At 72.1% G+C, this 14828-nt stretch carries 16 protein-coding genes; 6 read left to right on the top strand and 10 right to left on the bottom strand.

Annotated features, from left to right (window positions below; translation table 11 throughout):
* Positions 1–33: 33 nt before the first annotated feature.
* Genes FAF44_RS11770 through FAF44_RS11755 form a run of 4 tightly spaced genes read right to left on the bottom strand, consistent with a single transcriptional unit; the run spans position 34 to position 2810 of the window.
* Positions 34–477 (bottom strand): urease accessory protein UreF, encoded by a 444-nt coding sequence (locus tag FAF44_RS11770; protein WP_237103118.1) that lies wholly within the window; start codon positions 475–477, stop codon positions 34–36.
* On the bottom strand, positions 477–2207 hold the full coding sequence (locus FAF44_RS11765; protein WP_237103117.1) for an urease subunit alpha: 1731 nt from the start codon (positions 2205–2207) through the stop codon (positions 477–479). Before FAF44_RS11765 ends, FAF44_RS11770 begins: the two co-directional genes overlap by 1 nt.
* Complete coding sequence (locus tag FAF44_RS11760; RefSeq protein WP_237103116.1) at positions 2200–2511, bottom strand: urease subunit beta; 312 nt, start codon at positions 2509–2511, stop codon at positions 2200–2202. The genes FAF44_RS11765 and FAF44_RS11760 overlap by 8 nt, the downstream gene beginning before the upstream one ends.
* Positions 2508–2810, bottom strand: coding sequence for an urease subunit gamma (locus FAF44_RS11755; RefSeq protein WP_237103115.1), 303 nt, complete (start codon positions 2808–2810; stop codon positions 2508–2510). Before FAF44_RS11755 ends, FAF44_RS11760 begins: the two co-directional genes overlap by 4 nt.
* Before the next feature lie 188 nt (positions 2811–2998).
* Between FAF44_RS11755 and urtA the strand changes: the two genes are divergently transcribed.
* From urtA to urtE, 5 genes are read left to right on the top strand one after another with little or no spacing between them, the layout of a single operon-like run.
* Positions 2999–4207: an urea ABC transporter substrate-binding protein gene (gene urtA / locus FAF44_RS11750; RefSeq protein WP_237103114.1), complete on the top strand. Its 1209-nt coding sequence runs from the start codon at positions 2999–3001 to the stop codon at positions 4205–4207.
* Positions 4207–5055: an urea ABC transporter permease subunit UrtB gene (urtB, locus tag FAF44_RS11745; protein ID WP_237103113.1), complete on the top strand. Its 849-nt coding sequence runs from the start codon at positions 4207–4209 to the stop codon at positions 5053–5055. The genes urtA and urtB overlap by 1 nt, the downstream gene beginning before the upstream one ends.
* Complete coding sequence (gene urtC / locus FAF44_RS11740) at positions 5052–6116, top strand: urea ABC transporter permease subunit UrtC (RefSeq protein ID WP_237103112.1); 1065 nt, start codon at positions 5052–5054, stop codon at positions 6114–6116. The genes urtB and urtC overlap by 4 nt, the downstream gene beginning before the upstream one ends.
* Positions 6100–6852: an urea ABC transporter ATP-binding protein UrtD gene (urtD, locus tag FAF44_RS11735; RefSeq protein ID WP_237103111.1), complete on the top strand. Its 753-nt coding sequence runs from the start codon at positions 6100–6102 to the stop codon at positions 6850–6852. Before urtC ends, urtD begins: the two co-directional genes overlap by 17 nt.
* The gene (gene urtE / locus FAF44_RS11730; RefSeq protein WP_237103110.1) at positions 6830–7519 is read left to right on the top strand and encodes an urea ABC transporter ATP-binding subunit UrtE; all 690 of its coding nucleotides are present in this window, start codon (positions 6830–6832) and stop codon (positions 7517–7519) included. Before urtD ends, urtE begins: the two co-directional genes overlap by 23 nt.
* An 8-nt stretch (positions 7520–7527) precedes the next feature.
* On the opposite strand, the gene FAF44_RS11725 is transcribed toward urtE, so the two are convergent.
* Positions 7528–8247: a Mut7-C ubiquitin/RNAse domain-containing protein gene (locus tag FAF44_RS11725; RefSeq protein ID WP_237103109.1), complete on the bottom strand. Its 720-nt coding sequence runs from the start codon at positions 8245–8247 to the stop codon at positions 7528–7530.
* A 26-nt stretch (positions 8248–8273) separates the two neighbouring features.
* On the opposite strand from FAF44_RS11725, the gene FAF44_RS11720 reads away from it, so the two are divergent.
* Complete coding sequence (locus tag FAF44_RS11720) at positions 8274–9185, top strand: TAXI family TRAP transporter solute-binding subunit (RefSeq protein ID WP_237103108.1); 912 nt, start codon at positions 8274–8276, stop codon at positions 9183–9185.
* A gap of 69 nt (positions 9186–9254) precedes the next feature.
* Here the strand turns inward: FAF44_RS11720 and FAF44_RS11715 are convergent, their stop codons facing one another.
* From FAF44_RS11715 to FAF44_RS11695, 5 genes are all read right to left on the bottom strand, one after another.
* Complete coding sequence (locus FAF44_RS11715) at positions 9255–10583, bottom strand: HAMP domain-containing sensor histidine kinase (RefSeq protein WP_237103107.1); 1329 nt, start codon at positions 10581–10583, stop codon at positions 9255–9257.
* Positions 10580–11245 carry a response regulator transcription factor gene (locus FAF44_RS11710; protein WP_237103106.1) on the bottom strand — a complete coding sequence of 222 codons (666 nt, stop codon included), beginning with the start codon at positions 11243–11245 and terminating at the stop codon, positions 10580–10582. The genes FAF44_RS11715 and FAF44_RS11710 overlap by 4 nt, the downstream gene beginning before the upstream one ends.
* Positions 11246–11254: 9 nt before the next feature.
* A complete protein-coding gene (locus FAF44_RS11705) occupies positions 11255–12574 on the bottom strand; it encodes an MFS transporter (RefSeq protein WP_237103105.1) in 1320 nt (439 codons plus the stop codon).
* A gap of 154 nt (positions 12575–12728) precedes the next feature.
* Entirely contained in the window at positions 12729–14366 is a 1638-nt protein-coding gene (locus tag FAF44_RS11700; protein ID WP_237103104.1) for a glycoside hydrolase family 6 protein, read from the bottom strand.
* Between the two features lie 138 nt (positions 14367–14504).
* The gene (locus FAF44_RS11695) at positions 14505–14750 is read right to left on the bottom strand and encodes a DUF2630 family protein (protein WP_237103103.1); all 246 of its coding nucleotides are present in this window, start codon (positions 14748–14750) and stop codon (positions 14505–14507) included.
* Positions 14751–14828: the final 78 nt, after the last annotated feature.

Below are 14828 nucleotides of genomic sequence, written 5' to 3'. Positions count from 1 at the left end.
CGCCACGCCTGAGGAGGCCGCGCTGGCGGCGGCCTACCACGCGATCACCGGCCCGGCCACGGCGGCGTGGGCCGCGGCGCCGAGGGCGATCGGGTGATGGGGGTTGGGGGTGATCAGGGCGAGGCCGTCCAGCACGGGGGACGGCCACACGCGGCGGGCGACCCGCAGGAGCAGCCTGCCCTGCTGCCTGGACGCCTCCCGCTGGGCGGGCGAGGCGGTCCGGGCGTCCGTCTCGGCGTCCAGCGCCACCCACGGGTGCGGCTCGCCCGCCCGCGCGCCCGCCGCCTGCGCGCCGGCGGCGGCCGTGAGGGCGGCGGCGAGCGCGCCGGCCGTGTGCAGCCGGCCGCGCAAGAAGGCCCCCAGGGACGGCACGTCGTGCACCGTCCCCGAGGCGACGGCGCGTTCGGTGCCGCCGGAGTGGGCGTGGCCGCCGGCCGGCAGGCGGGAGTCGGTGAGGAGCAGCAGGGCCGGATGCATCAGAACAGGAAGTAGCGCTGGGCGAGGGGCAGGGTGGTGGCGGGCGCGGGCTCGATGAGCTCGCCGTCCACGCGCACCTCGAACGTGTCGGGCGCCACCTCGATCCGCGGCAGCGCGTCGTTGAGCGGCATCGACGACTTCCCCCTCCGCCGTACGTCGGCCACGGGCGCGAGCCGCCGGCGGACGGACAGCCGGTCGGCGAGCCCCGACTCCAGCGCGAGCGGCGAGACGAAGTGCAGGGAGGTGGCCGCGGCGGTGACCGGCGAGGCCCCGAACATGGGGCGGGGCAGCACCGGCTGCGGGGTGGGGATCGAGGCGTTGGCGTCGCCCATCTGCGCCCAGGCCACCACGCCGCCCTTGAGCACCAGGTCGGGCTTGACCCCGAAGAAGGCCGGGTCCCACAGGACGAGGTCGGCGAGCTTGCCGCGTTCGACGGAGCCGACCTCCGACTCCAGGCCGTGGGCGATGGCCGGACAGATCGTGTATTTCGCGATGTATCGGCGGGCGCGGAGGTTGTCGGCCGGGCCGTCGCCCAGCACCCCGCGGCGCGCCTTCATGACGTGCGCCGTCTGCCACGTCCGGATGATCGTCTCCCCGACCCGCCCCATGGCCTGCGAGTCCGAGCCGATCATCGAGATCGCGCCCATGTCGTGCAGCACGTCCTCGGCGGCCATGGTGGTCGGCCGGATACGCGACTCGGCGAAGGCCAGGTCCTCCGGGATCGACGGGTTCAGGTGGTGGCAGACCATCAGCATGTCGAGGTGCTCGTCGAGCGTGTTGACGGTGTGCGGCCTGGTGGGGTTGGTGGAGGAGGGCAGGACGTTGGGGTAGGCCGCCACGCGGATGATGTCGGGCGCGTGCCCGCCGCCCGCCCCCTCGGTGTGGTACGCGTGGATCATCCGGTCGCCGATGGCCTCGAGCGTCGACTCGACGAACCCGGCCTCGTTCAGGGTGTCGGTGTGGATCGTCACCTGCACGCCGGAGGCGTCGGCCACGCTCAGGCAGGCGTCGATGGCGGCCGGGGTGGAGCCCCAGTCCTCGTGCAGCTTGAAGCCGGAGGCCCCGGCCCGCAACTGCTCCGTGAGCCCCTCGGTGCTGACCGTGTTGCCCTTGCCGAGCAGGGCGAAGTTCAGCGGGTACGCGTCGAGCGACTCCAGCATCCGGCTCAGGTACCAGGTGCCGGTGACGGTGGTGGCCTTGGTGCCCTCGACGGGCCCGGTGCCGCCTCCGACGATCGTGGTGACCCCGGACCCGATGGCCTCGTCGAGGATCTGCGGGCAGATCAGGTGGACGTGGGAGTCGACGGCCCCGGCGGTGAGGATCTTGCCGTTGCCCGACAGCACCTCGGTGGACGGGCCGATGACGATGTCCACGCCGGTCATCGTGTCGGGGTTGCCGGCCTTGCCGATGGTGTGGATGCGGCCGTCGCGGATGCCGACGTCGGCCTTGACCACGCCCCAGTGGTCGAGGATCACCGCGCCGGTGATGACCAGGTCGGCGGCCCCTTCGGCGCGGGTGGTCCGGGCCTGGCCCATGGACTCGCGGATGACCTTGCCGCCGCCGAAGACGGCCTCGTCGCCGGGGCCGGCGGGGCCCATGGCGAGGTCCTCGGTGACCTCCACGAACAGGTCGGTGTCGGCCAGCCGGATCCGGTCGCCGGTGGTGGGGCCGTACAGGGCGGCGTAGCGGGCGCGTGAGATGCGGGCCCCACCCGTCGATCCGTCAGCCATCGAGCGGCCCCGCCCACTCCGGACGCAGGCCGGGCACCACGCGGGCGCCGGCCAGCGGCACCAGCGTCACGTCGCGTTCGACGCCCGGCTCGAACCTGATCGCGGTACCCGCGGGCACGTCGAGCCGCATCCCCCACGCCGCCTTCCTGTCGAATTCCAGCCCCGGGTTGGCCGCGGCGAAGTGGTAGTGCGAGCCCACCTGCACCGGCCGGTCGGCCGTGTTGACCACGCGTACCGTGACCCGCTCGCGCCCCGGGTTGAGCGCGAGGGTCCCCTCGGGGTGCGCGTACTCGCCCGGGATCACGGGATCGGCCTGTGCACGGTGACCAGCTTCGTGCCGTCGGGGAAGGTGGCCTCGATCTGGACGCTCTCCAGCATCTCCGGCACGCCTTCCATGACGTCGGCACGGCCGAGCACCGACCGCCCGGCCTCCATCAGGTCGGCCACGCTGCGCCCGTCTCTGGCGCCTTCCATGAGGAACGAGGCGATGATGGCGGTAGCCTCGGGGTGGTTGAGCCGCAGTCCGCGAGACTGCCGCTCCCGTGCCACCCCGGCGGCGACATGGATGAGCAGCCGCTCCTGCTCGTGTGAGGTAAGCCGCATGGCCGGACCATAGGAACCGGCCGTTTCCGCACGGTTGCGGGGTGATGTCGTGCCGGTTTCGCGGTGCGCGGATGAATTTCGTGTGTCTTTGTGAACGGCTGGCAATTGCCAATTAACGCATGGGATCTTCCGATGAAATGTCGCGGAGTCACCTTTCTCGCAGAACCGGTCGGCAGGAAGGGACTCCTGTGCGCATATCCCGCCCGATTGTCTCCGCGATAGTGCTTCTGGCCCTGACGGCCTGCGGATCCGACGCCGAGCCAGCCGCCTCGTCGAACGAGATCAAGGTCGGCCTCCTGCACTCCCTCAGCGGCACGATGGCCATCAGCGAGGTCACCGTGCGCGACGCGGAACTGCTCGCCATCGACGAGATCAACAAGGCCGGGGGCGTGCTCGGCAAGAAACTCGTGCCGGTCGTCGAGGACGGGGCCTCCGACTGGCCCACGTTCGCCGAGAAGGCCACGAAGCTGATCAGGCAGGACAAGGTCGCCACCGTCTTCGGCGGCTGGACCTCGGCCAGCAGGAAGGCGATGCTGCCGGTCTTCGAACGGTACAAGGCACTGCTGTGGTACCCGGTGCAGTACGAGGGGCTGGAGAGCTCGCCGTACATCTTCTACACCGGCGCCACCACCAACCAGCAGATCATCCCCGGGCTCGACTACCTGAAGGAGCAGGGCAAGAAGAAGGTGTTCCTGGTGGGCAGCGACTACGTCTTCCCGCGCACCGCGAACAAGATCATCAAGGCGTACGCGGCGGCGAACGGGATGGAGGTGCTCGGCGAGGAGTACACCCCGCTGGGCCACACCGAGTACTCCACGCTGGTCAACAAGGTCACCCAGGCCGCGCCCGACGCCGTCTTCAACACCCTGAACGGCGACAGCAACGTGGCCTTCTTCAAGCAGCTCAAGAGTGCGGGGGCCAGCGCCGAGAGCATGCCGGTGCTGTCCGTGAGCGTCGCTGAGGAGGAGGTCACCGGCATCGGCGTGGACAACATCGCCGGCCACCCGGTCGCCTGGAACTACTACCAGACCACCGAGACCCCGGCCAACGAGGCGTTCGTCAAGGCGTACAAGGCGAAGTACGGCGCGAACAAGGTCACCTCCGACCCCATGGAGGCCGGCTACAACGCCGTCTACCTGTGGGCCGAGGCGGCGAAGAAGGCGGGCACGACCGAGGTGGAGGCGGTCAGGAAGGCCGCGCCGGGCATCGCGCTCGACCGTCCGGAGGGCCGGGTCACCATCGACGGCGAGAACCAGCACATGTACAAGACCGCCCGCATCGGCATCATCCAGCCGGACGGGCTGATCAAGCAGGTGTGGGACTCCGGCGAGCCGATCAAGCCGGACCCGTACCTGAAGGCGTACCCGTGGGCGGCCGGCCTGGCGGCGGGGCAGTGATGCCGGCCTTCCTCAACCAGCTTCCCATCGGCCTGTCGATCGGGGCCGTGCTGCTGCTGATCGCGCTCGGGCTGACGTTCACGTTCGGGCAGATGGGCGTGATCAACATGGCGCACGGCGAGTTCATCATGGCGGGCGCCTACACCGCGTTCCTGCTCCAGGACGTGGTGCTGGCGCTGCCGGCGGCCTTCCTGGTCGCCGGGGTCATGGGGCTGATCCTGGAGCGGGCCGCGATCCGGCACTTCTACGGCCGGCCGCTCGACACGCTGCTGCTCACCTGGGGTGTCAGCCTCGTGCTGCAACAACTCGCCCGCGACCTGTTCGGCGCGCCCAACGTGCAGGTGCCGGCGCCGTCCTGGCTGGCGGGCGGGGTGGGCATCCTGCCCTACAACCGGCTGTTCATCATGGCGCTCGCGGTGGCGGGCGTGGTGGCGGTCTGGGCCTACCTGACGCGTACCGGGCTGGGGCGCAGGACCCAGGCCGTGGTGCAGAACCGCCGGCTCGCCGCCACCAGCGGGATCGACACCGGGCGGGTGGACATGCTGACCTTCTTCATCGGGTCGGGGCTGGCGGGCGTGGCCGGGGTGGCGCTGACGCTCATCGGGCCCGTCGGGCCGGCGCTCGGGACGTACTACATCGTGGACGCGTTCCTGGTCGTCGTGGCCGGCGGGCTCGGGCAACTGCGCGGGGCGGTGCTCGCGGCCGTCGGGCTGGGGCTGCTGAACTCCTACGCCGAGTTCTGGTCCGACGCCTCGCTGGCGAAGGTGATCGTGTTCGCCGTCGTCATCGCCTTCCTCCAGGTACGCCCGCAGGGGATGTTCGTGCTCAGGTCGAGGGCGCTGACGTGATCAGACGACCTCCTCCGTTCGCCGCCGCGATCGGCCGGCACCTGCCGTTCGCCGCCGTGGCGGCCGTCGCGCTGGTGGCGGCGCCGCTGCTGCTGGAGCCGTTCCGGCTGGGGCTGCTGGCGAAGTACCTGTGCTACGCGATCGTCGCCCTCGGTATCGGGCTGGCCTGGGGACAGGGCGGCATGCTCGCCCTCGGCCAGGGCGTGTTCTTCGGGCTCGGCGGCTACTCGATGGCCATGTACCTCAAGCTGACCGAGGCCGGGCCGGGCGGGCTGCCCGACTTCATGGTGTGGAGCGGGGTGGCGGAACTGCCCGCCCTGTGGACGCCGTTCGCCAGCCCCGTCTTCGCGGTGGGCATGGCGGTCGCCGGGCCCGTGGCGCTCGCGGTCGTCCTCGGCACGCTGGTGTTCAGGCAGCGGGTGCGCGGCGCGTACTTCGCGATCCTCACCCAGGCCCTGGCCGCCGCCATGGTCATCCTGCTGGTGGGACAGCAGGGGCTGAGCGGCGGCACCAACGGCATGACGAACTTCTTCGAGCTGTTCGGCCAGGACCTCGCCGAGGACTCCACGCAGCGCGGGCTCTACCTCGTGGTGGCGGGCGTGCTCGGGGTGCTCTACCTCGCCACCCGGCAGCTCGTCCGCAGCCGGTACGGCCGCCTGCTCGTCGCCGTGCGGGACGGCGAGGACCGGGTGCGCTTCCTCGGCTACGACCCGGCGCTGGTCAAGACCGTCACCTTCGCCGTCTCGGCCGGCATGGCCGGGCTGGCGGGAGCGTTGTTCGTGCCGGTCGTCGGCATCATCTCGCCCGCCCTGCTCGGCGTCGTGCCCTCGCTGGAGCTGGTCGTCGCGGTGGCCGTCGGAGGGCGGCACGTGCTGGCCGGGGCGGTGCTGGGCGCGGTCGTCATGGGGTACGCCAAGACGGCCTTCAGCGAGCAGTTCGCCGACGGCTGGCTCTACCTGCAAGGAGCCCTGTTCATCCTGGTCATGACGCTGGCCCCGAAGGGGATCGCCGGGATCGCGCAGAGCGTCGTCGGGAGGTTGCGCCGTGCTCGAACTACGTGACGTCCAGGTGGTGTTCGACGGCTTCCGCGCGCTCGACGGCGTGGACCTGACCGTGCCCGAGGGCGAGCTGCGTTTCCTCATCGGGCCCAACGGCGCGGGCAAGACCACGCTCATCGACGTGATCACCGGCCTGACCAGGCCGGCGTCGGGCAGCGTGCGCTTCGGCGGCCTCGACCTGGTCGGCCGCAAGGAGCACCAGATCGTCCGGCTCGGCGTGGGCCGCACGTTCCAGACGTCGGTGGTGTTCGAGGAGCTGACCGTGGTCGAGAACCTCGACCTGGCCGCCAGTTTCCGCAAGCCGCTGTGGTCGCTGACCAGGCGGCGCAGGGGCGTCTCGGAGGCGGTCGAGGAGGCGCTGGCCAGGACGGGGCTGGAAGAGCTCGCCGAGCGTTCAGCGGGCGTTCTCTCGCACGGCCAGCGCCAGTGGCTGGAGATCGGCATGCTGCTGGCGCAGCGGCCCAGACTGCTGCTGCTGGACGAGCCGGTGGCGGGCATGTCCAAGGACGAACGCGAGCGTACGGGCGAGTTGCTCACCCAGATCGCCGACGACCACACGGTGATCGTGGTGGAGCACGACATGGAGTTCCTGCGGCGGCACGCCTCGACGGTGACCGTGCTGCACGAGGGCAGGGTGCTCGTGGAGGGATCGGTCGGTCAGGTGAGCGCCGACCCCCGCGTGCAGGAGGTCTACCTGGGGAGGAGGAAAGCGGAGGATGCTGTCGGTAACCGGCCTTGAGTCAGGGTACGGGCGGGCGCGGGTGCTGTTCGGGGTCTCGATCGAGGTCGGCCCCGGTCAGCTTGTGTGCGTCATGGGACGCAACGGCGTCGGCAAGACCACGCTGCTCAACACGATCATGGGAGTGCTGCCCGCCACCGCGGGCACGGTGACCTTCGACGGCCACGACGTCACCCGGCTCAAGCCGCACGAGCGGGTGCGGCTCGGCATGGGCTACGTCCCGCAGGGCCACCAGTGTTTCCCGCAACTGTCCGTGCTGGGCAACCTGCTGGTGACCGTGGAGGCCGCCAAGCAGCCCAGGAGCGCCATCGACGAGGCCCTCGACCTCTTCCCGGCGCTCAGGTCGCTGCTCAAGCGCAGCGCCGGGCACCTGTCCGGCGGCCAGCAGCAGCAGCTCGCCATGGCGCGGGCCCTGGTGACCCGGCCCAGGATGCTCATCCTGGACGAGCCGACCGAGGGCATCCAGCCGTCGATCATCCTGGAGATCGAGGCGGCCATCGGGCGGCTGCACGCGGCGGGGCTGGCGCTGCTGCTGGTCGAGCAGTACCTGGACATCGCGCTGCGGCTGGCCGACACGTTCGCCATCCTGGACGGCGGCCACGTGGTGCGGACCGGGACGGCCGCGGAACTGCACCGCGAGGACGTGCGCCGGCTGCTGGCGGTCTGACCGGCCGCCTACCCGGCCCACGCGCGGGCGGCCTTGATGATCTCCTCCAGATGGCCGCTGTGCGCGCCGTGCCAGTAGACCTGGCCACACGACGCGCAGCGGCCGTAGGCGTCGTAGCTGCGCCGGGTGCCGGCCTCCAGCATCGTCTCGACCTCGTCCTTCGGCACGGGGGCCAGCACGCCGTTGCACGCCGTGCAGCGGGTCCAGGGGCGCAGCGGCGGCGCGAAGCGTTCGAGCAGGTCGCGGAGCTGGTCGGTGGGGGCCGAGCCGCGGACGTACGCGCCGAGCCAGAGCGCCCGGCGGCGCAGCAGGCCGCGGTCCTGCGTGAGCAGCACCCGCCGCTCCTCGTTGGCCTGCACGACCAGTGCCGGGTCGTCCATGTCGTTGTGGTAGGCGGCGTCGACGCCCAGCAGGCGCAGCCGCCGCGCCAGCGTGCCGAGGTGCACGTCGAGCAGGAAGCGGGGCTCCTCGGGGAGTTGCTGGGGGCGGGGCACCGGGTGCACGTCCACCACGTCGCCCGGCGCGAGCTGGTACGACGGCGGCACGCCCCGCCCGGCGATCACCATGGGGCCCACCTCCGTCAGCGGCACCCCGAGCGACTCGACGTGGTGGCCGAGCGTGGAGGTGCGGTCGGGGATCACCTCCTGCCACTCGTGGCGGCGGCTCGCGGGCAGGAACACCCTCAGTTCCGGGGAGATGCGCAGGCGTGCGGTGGTCACACCGTCCATTCTGTTCCACCGGCTACCGTGAATTCATGTCCATATCGCGCCGCTCCCTGTTCGGGCTGGCCGCCCTCGCCGCGGCGGCCGGCTGCTCGGGCCCCGAGGCCGGCCCGGCGGAGCTGCGGCTGGTGACCGGGCTGGCGGGCGGGCCGTACCGGCCGCTCGGCGACCGGCTCGCGGAGGAGCTGCGCCGCCAGGGGATGCCGGTGCGGGCGGTGGCCACCGCGGCCAGCGTGCAGAACCTGACGATGATGGCCGACGGGCGGGCCGACGCGGGGTTCGCGCTGGCCGACAGCGCCGACGACGCCGTACGCGTGCGCCGCCAGCCGGTCTCCGCCCTGGCCCGGATGTACATGAACTACGTGCACCTGGTCGTTCCGAAGGGTTCGTCCGTCACCACGGTCGGGCAACTGGCGGGCCGGGCCGTGTCGATCGGCCTGGAGGGGTCGGGCACGGCGGTGACCGCCACGCGGGTGCTGGCCGCCGCCGGGCTGGCCGAGCCGCCCGAGATCGTCCGGCTCAACCTGGACGCCTGCATCGAGGCGCTGCTCGGCGGGCGGATCGAGGCGTTCTTCTGGTCGGGCGGCGTGCCCACGCCCGCGCTGGCCGCGCGCGACGACCTGCGGCTGTTGTCGCTGGAGTCGCTGGTGCCGGTGTTGCGGCGGAGCTTCGGGCCCGTCTACGAGGACGGCACCGTGCCCGCCGGCAGCTACGGGGCCGCCAGGTCCGTGCGGACCGTGGGCACGCCCAGCTACCTGCTGTGCCGTAACTCGCTGCCGGCCGAGGTGGCGTACACGATCACCGAGACCCTGTTCAGCGCCCGCGACCGCCTCCAGGCCCCGTCGGCTCCCGGCGGGCGGCTGGACGAGCGGTACGCCATCGGCACCGGCGTCGTGCCGCTGCACCCGGGCGCGGCCCGCTACTACCGCTCGGTCTACGGCTGACGGGAGAGCCGGAGCTCTGATGGGGGAGCCGGAGTTCCACCTACGGCCGGCGGGGAGCCAGAGCTCGGTCTACGGCTGGCTGGGGAGCTGGAGTTCCACGATCAGCCCGTGCGGCGTGGCGGGCAGCAGGCGCAGCGTGGCCCCGCACGCCCTGGCCAGCTCGGTGGCGATGGCCAGGCCCAGGCCGCTGCCGGGCTCGTTCGCGTGCGCGCCCGAGCGCCAGAAGCGGCCCAGCGCCTCCGAGCGCTCCTCCTCGCCCAGCCCCGGCCCGTCGTCGGTGACCCGGAGCACGCCGTGTTCCAGGGTGACGGTGACCGTGCCGCCGGCGGGCACGAACTTCTGGGCGTTGTCGAGGGCGATGTCCGCGATCCTGGCCGCCGCCTCCGGGACGACCGACATTTCGGAAATGTCGGCGATGAGGTGCACGTCATTGGCCGCGTACACCTCCCGCCACGCCGCCAGCCGGGGCGCCAGCTCGGCCTCCTTGCCCCCGACGCCCGCGCCCGCCTCCACCCTCGCCAGCGCCAGCAGGTCCTCCACCAGCAGCGCGAGCCGGTCCAGCTCCGCCATCGCCTCCTCGAACTCGGCCGTCCCGTCACCGCGCAGATGCGGTTCCAGGTTCTCCAGCCGCAGCCCGAGCACCGTCAACGGGGTGCGCAGCTCGTGCGAGGCGTCGGCCACGAACGCCCGCTGGCGCTCCATCGCCCCGGCGACCGCGTCCGCCATCGCGTTGAAACGCTCCTCCAGCCGCCGCAGCTCCGACGGCCCGGCACCGGGGTGCGCCCGCGCGTCCAGCCGCCCCTGCGCGATGGCCCGCGTGGTGCGGTCGAGTTCGGTGACCGGCCGCAGGATCCAGCGGGCCAGCCGCCGGGCCGCCAGCACCGAGTACGCCAGCGCGACCAGCGCGCCCAGCGCCAGCGCGCCCCACACCAGCGACACGTCCAGCCTGGCCTGGTCGGTGGGGGCCTGCAGCAGCACCACGCCCGAGAGCTGCGCGTCGCGGCCGGCCGGCTCGGCCAGCAGCACCGTGGCCGGGCCGAACGGGCTGATCGTGGGCAGGTCGTCGGTCGTGCGGCCGGACAGCGCCAGGCGCAGCGGCTCGCGCTCGTCGGAGTCGAAGCCGCCCGCGGTGAACACGGCCGCGCCGTTGCGGTCGCGTACCCGCACGGCCGCGCCGTACAGGTCGGCGTAGCGGTTGATCTCGGCGACCAGGCCCGAGCGGTCGTCCTCGCGGGTCGCCTGGTCGGCCAGCTCCGCGAAGCGGGTGGCGTCGGCGCGGCGGTCGAGGAGCAGCCGGTTGGTGCGGTGGGAGGCGTAGGCCAGGCCCAGCGGCACCGCCAGCGCCGCGACGATGAACACGATCAGCGTCGTGAACGTCACCACGAGCCGGGCGTTCACGGGACCGAACCCAGCCGGTAGCCGGTGCCGCGCAACGTCTCCACCAGCCCCGGACGGCCGGTCTTCGAGCGCAGGTTGGCCACGTGCACGTCGAGCGAGCGTGAGGCCGACAGCAGCGGGTCGCCCCAGATCTCGTCGAGGATCTCCTCCCTGCCGCGCACCACGCCGGGCTCGCGCGCCAGCATCGCCAGCAGGTCGAACTCGCGCCGCGTCAGCGTCACCGGCTCCCCGGCCACCGTGACCTGCCTGGACTCCAGGTCGATGCGCACGTCGCCGACGCTCACCACGTCGTCGCGCTGCGGCAGCGGGCGCGTGCCGCGCCGCACCACCGCCTCCATCCTGGCCATCAGCTCGACCGTGCGGAACGGCTTGACCAGGAAGTCGTCGGCCCCCGAACGCAGGCCGCGCAGCACCTCGCGCTCCTCCGTACGGGCCGTGACCACGATCAGCGGCACCGCCGACACCCGGCGCAGGCGGCGCAGCGCCTCCAGCCCGTCCATGTCGGGCAGGCCCAGGTCCAGCAGCACGAAGTCGACGCCCCCCGCCAGGCGGAGGGCGTCCACGGCCAGGCCCGCCCGGACGACCAGGTGGCCGTGCCGGTCCAGGGCCTTGGTGAGGGCGGCGGCGAGCCGATCGTCATCCTCGACCAGCAGAACTCGCATGTCGCCAGGTTAGACGCGGGCGGGCAGTGAACCCTCCGTGGCCTGCTCGGTACGCGAGAGCGCGACGTCCCTGGTCTCCCGCATGGTGAGGTAGACGATGAGGGACACCGCCGCGCAGCCCGAGACGTACCAGAAGAAGCCGGACTCGATGCCGCTGTCCTTGAACCACAGCGCCACGTACTCGGCGGTGCCGCCGAACAGGGCGTTCGCGATCGCGTAGGGCAGGGCCACGCCGAGCGCGCGTACGCTCGTCGGGAACAGCTCGGCCTTGACCACCGCGTTGATCGAGGTGTAGCCCGTCACGATGAGCAGGCCGATCAGCGACAGCACCAGCGCGCCGCCGAACCCTCCGACGCCGCCGAGCGCCGTCATCAGCGGCACCGTGGCCAGCATCGACCCGATCCCGAACGTGATCAGCAGCGGCCGGCGGCCGATCCGGTCCGACAGCCCGCCCGCCAGCGGCTGCACGCACATGAAGATGAACAACGCGCAGAAGCTCACCAGCGTGGCGGTCTCCTTGGGCAGGCCCGCGCTGTTCGACAGGTACTTGGTGAGGTAGGTCGTGTAGGTGTAGTACGCGACCGTGCCGCCCATCGTCAGGGCGATGACCAGGAGCGCCTCCCGCTTGTGGGCCAGCAGCCCCTTGATCGTGCCGCGCTTCTCGGCCGCCTCGCCGCTCTCGCGCTCCTCCTCGTCGTACGCCTCGGTCTCCAGGAGGCTGCGGCGCAGGTAGAACACGATCGCGGCGGCAGCCGCGCCGACCACGAACGGGATGCGCCAGCCGTAGGAGTTCAGCGCCTCGGCGGACATCGTGTTCTGCAGGATGATCTGCAGGCCGAGGCCGACGAGCTGGCCGGCGGTCATGGAGACGTACTGGAAGCTGGAGGCGAAGCCGCGACGGCCGCGCGGGGTGGCCTCGGTCAGGTACGTGGCGCTGGCCGCGTACTCGCCGCCCACCGACAGGCCCTGCAGCAGGCGGGCCACCACCAGGACCAGCGCGCCGAAGTAGCCGACCGACTCGTACGTCGGGGCGATGGCGATCAGCAGGGCGCTGGCCGACATGAGCGTGACGGTGAGCGTGAGCGCCGCCTTGCGGCCCTTCCTGTCGGCGTAGCGGCCGAGCAGCCAGCCGCCCAGGGGACGCATGAAGAAGCCGACGGCGAAGATGGCCGCGGTGTTGAGCAGCTTGGCCGTGTCGTTGCCCTCAGGGAAGAAGGACGCCGCGAAGTAGACGGCGAAGCTGCTGTAGACGAACCAGTCGTACCACTCGACCATGTTGCCGACGGAGCCGCCGACGATGGCTTTCCACGGCACACGTGCCTTGCTCACGAAGAACCTCCTGAGGGGTGCCTGGGGGCGGTACTTGCTGGTCAGAGCCTTACCTCAGAGGTTTGTCCGGACAAGGGTGAGGGGGCGATATCTAACGTTTGCTTAACATGGCTTATTACGCCGCTTTAACGTCGCCGCAACATCGTCATGGTGCTCAGCCCAGCGGCGGGACGGCGTTCCGCGCCCGTTCGAGCGCCAGGTCCGCCCACCACTCGCCGCTCGGCGGGGACACCACGCCGTGCTCCGGGTCCACCTCGCCGGTCGTGCCCCGGCGGCACCGGCCGTTGGAGGTGCCCGCGCGGGAGATCCACAGGTAGGCGTCCACCAGTTCCTCGCCCGTCCGCGTGCTGGGACGGTCGCCGACGCCCCTGCCCGGCGGGTTGCACCACGTCTGCGGGTCCTCGTAGTGCTTGGCCGGGCTCCACGCCCCCCGGCCGTTCCTGCTGGTGTCCACGACGAAGTGCGGCATGGCCGCCGGATCCACGCCGGCGTCCTTGGGGCAGGTGGTCCCGCCCGTCTTCAGCATGATCCCGACGCAGGCGGACAGGGCCTTGCCGTACTCGACGGCGGCGGCCGTGGCCTGGTAGCCGCCCGTGTTGACGAAGAACCCGTCCGCCCGGTCGATCCCGGCGCCGACCAGCCGCGCGGCCATGATCTCGGCGCCCGGCCAGAAGTCCTGGCTGCCGTCCAGGTAGACGGCGGTGGCCGGGTTCGCCTTGAGGCTCCGTACGGCCTGGCGCAGGTCCTGGTAGCGCTGCTCCGGGGTGCCCGGCCGGTCGCAGTTCGCGGTGCCGGGCACCCGGACCAGGCTGGACGGCTCCAGGACGACCACGGCCCGCGCCGGGCCGATCTGATGGGCGATGCCGGCGATCCACTCCTGGTAGCCGGGCAGGGCCGAGCGGCTCGTGGGGGTGCACTCGCCGCCCGGCAGGTAGCTGATCAGGAACACCGGAACGCCGCCGGCCTGTTCCGCCGCCGTGATCGTGGCCGCCACCTTCGACCTGACCTCCGGCTGGTTGAGCCGGACGGCGTGGGGGACGCGGGCCAGCCGGCGCATGAGCTCGGCGTCCCGCGGGCGGTCGGTCTTCCAGAGTTCGGCCTGGCGGGCGGCGCCCGGCTCCTGCGGGGCCGGGAGATCGCCCAGATCAGGGGGATCGTTGACGATACGCAGCAGCAGGGTCGGCACGGAGCCCGTCCCGAACGGGGGGACGCCGCTCGCGGCGAAGGCGACCGTGCAGCCCCAGGAGAAGACGTCGGACGCCGGGCCGGCCTCCGCCCCCGACACCTGCTCCGGCGACATGTAGGCGGGCGTGCCCAGTACCGTGCTGCTCACCTCGGAGTCGGCCAGCCACGCGATCCCGAAGTCGATCACCTTCGGGCCCACCGGGGAGAGCAGCACGTTCGACGGCTTCAGATCCCGGTGCACCACCCCGGCCCCGTGGATGGCCCGCAGCGCCATCGCCATCGAGGCCGCCAGCCCGTCGAGGGCCGAGCCGCGCAGCGGCCCCGACGTGGCCACGAACTCCTTGAGGCTGGGGCCCTCGACGTACTCGGTGACCAGGTAGGCGACCTCGCCCTCGACGTCGGCGTCCAGCACGGGGGCGGTGCAGAACCGGGCGACGCGCCCGGCGGCGGACACCTCGCGGGCGAAGCGCCGCCGGAAGCCGGGATGGGCGTCCATCCTGGCGTGGATGAGCTTGACGGCGACCCTGGCCCCCGAGGGGTCGCGGGCGAGGTAGACGACGCCCATGCCGCCCTCGCCGAGCCGGCCGAGAAGGGTGTACCGCCCCACCTGGGGCGGATCTCCGTCTCGTAACCCCTCCAGGCTCATAGATCGTCAGCGTAACCCGCGACACGGCGGCCGATCCATGCCGATCCATGCTGATCCACGCCGATCGCGGCGCTGTGAACGCCGCGGCTCACGGTCCGCCTACTGGCGGTAGTTCTCCACCTCGCCGGCCGGGCGGGCGGTGGCGCCCTCGGGGTCCGCGCCCGCGGTACGCCTGGCGCGGCGCTGCCTGAGCAGGTCCCAGCACTGGTCGAGGGCCGTCTCCAGCTCCTTGATGCGCGCGTGCTCCTCGTCGGAGGTCACCGCGCCGGTCGTCAGCCTGCCGCGCAGCTCGTGCTCCTCGTCGACCAGCGCGCTGATCCTGGTGAGAATCTCGTCGTCCCGCATGTCCACGACTCTAATCACCACGCGATAGCAGCCGCCCCACGGCTGGTATGGCGCGGGTAAGGAAGCCCGTTCGCCGCC

Origin of the sequence: Nonomuraea sp. MG754425, from assembly GCF_021699195.1 — a bacterium.
Classification (GTDB): Bacteria; Actinomycetota; Actinomycetes; order Streptosporangiales; family Streptosporangiaceae; genus Nonomuraea.
Note: the sequence above shows the minus strand (reverse complement) of the source record. Positions and strands in the feature narration are given on the sequence as shown.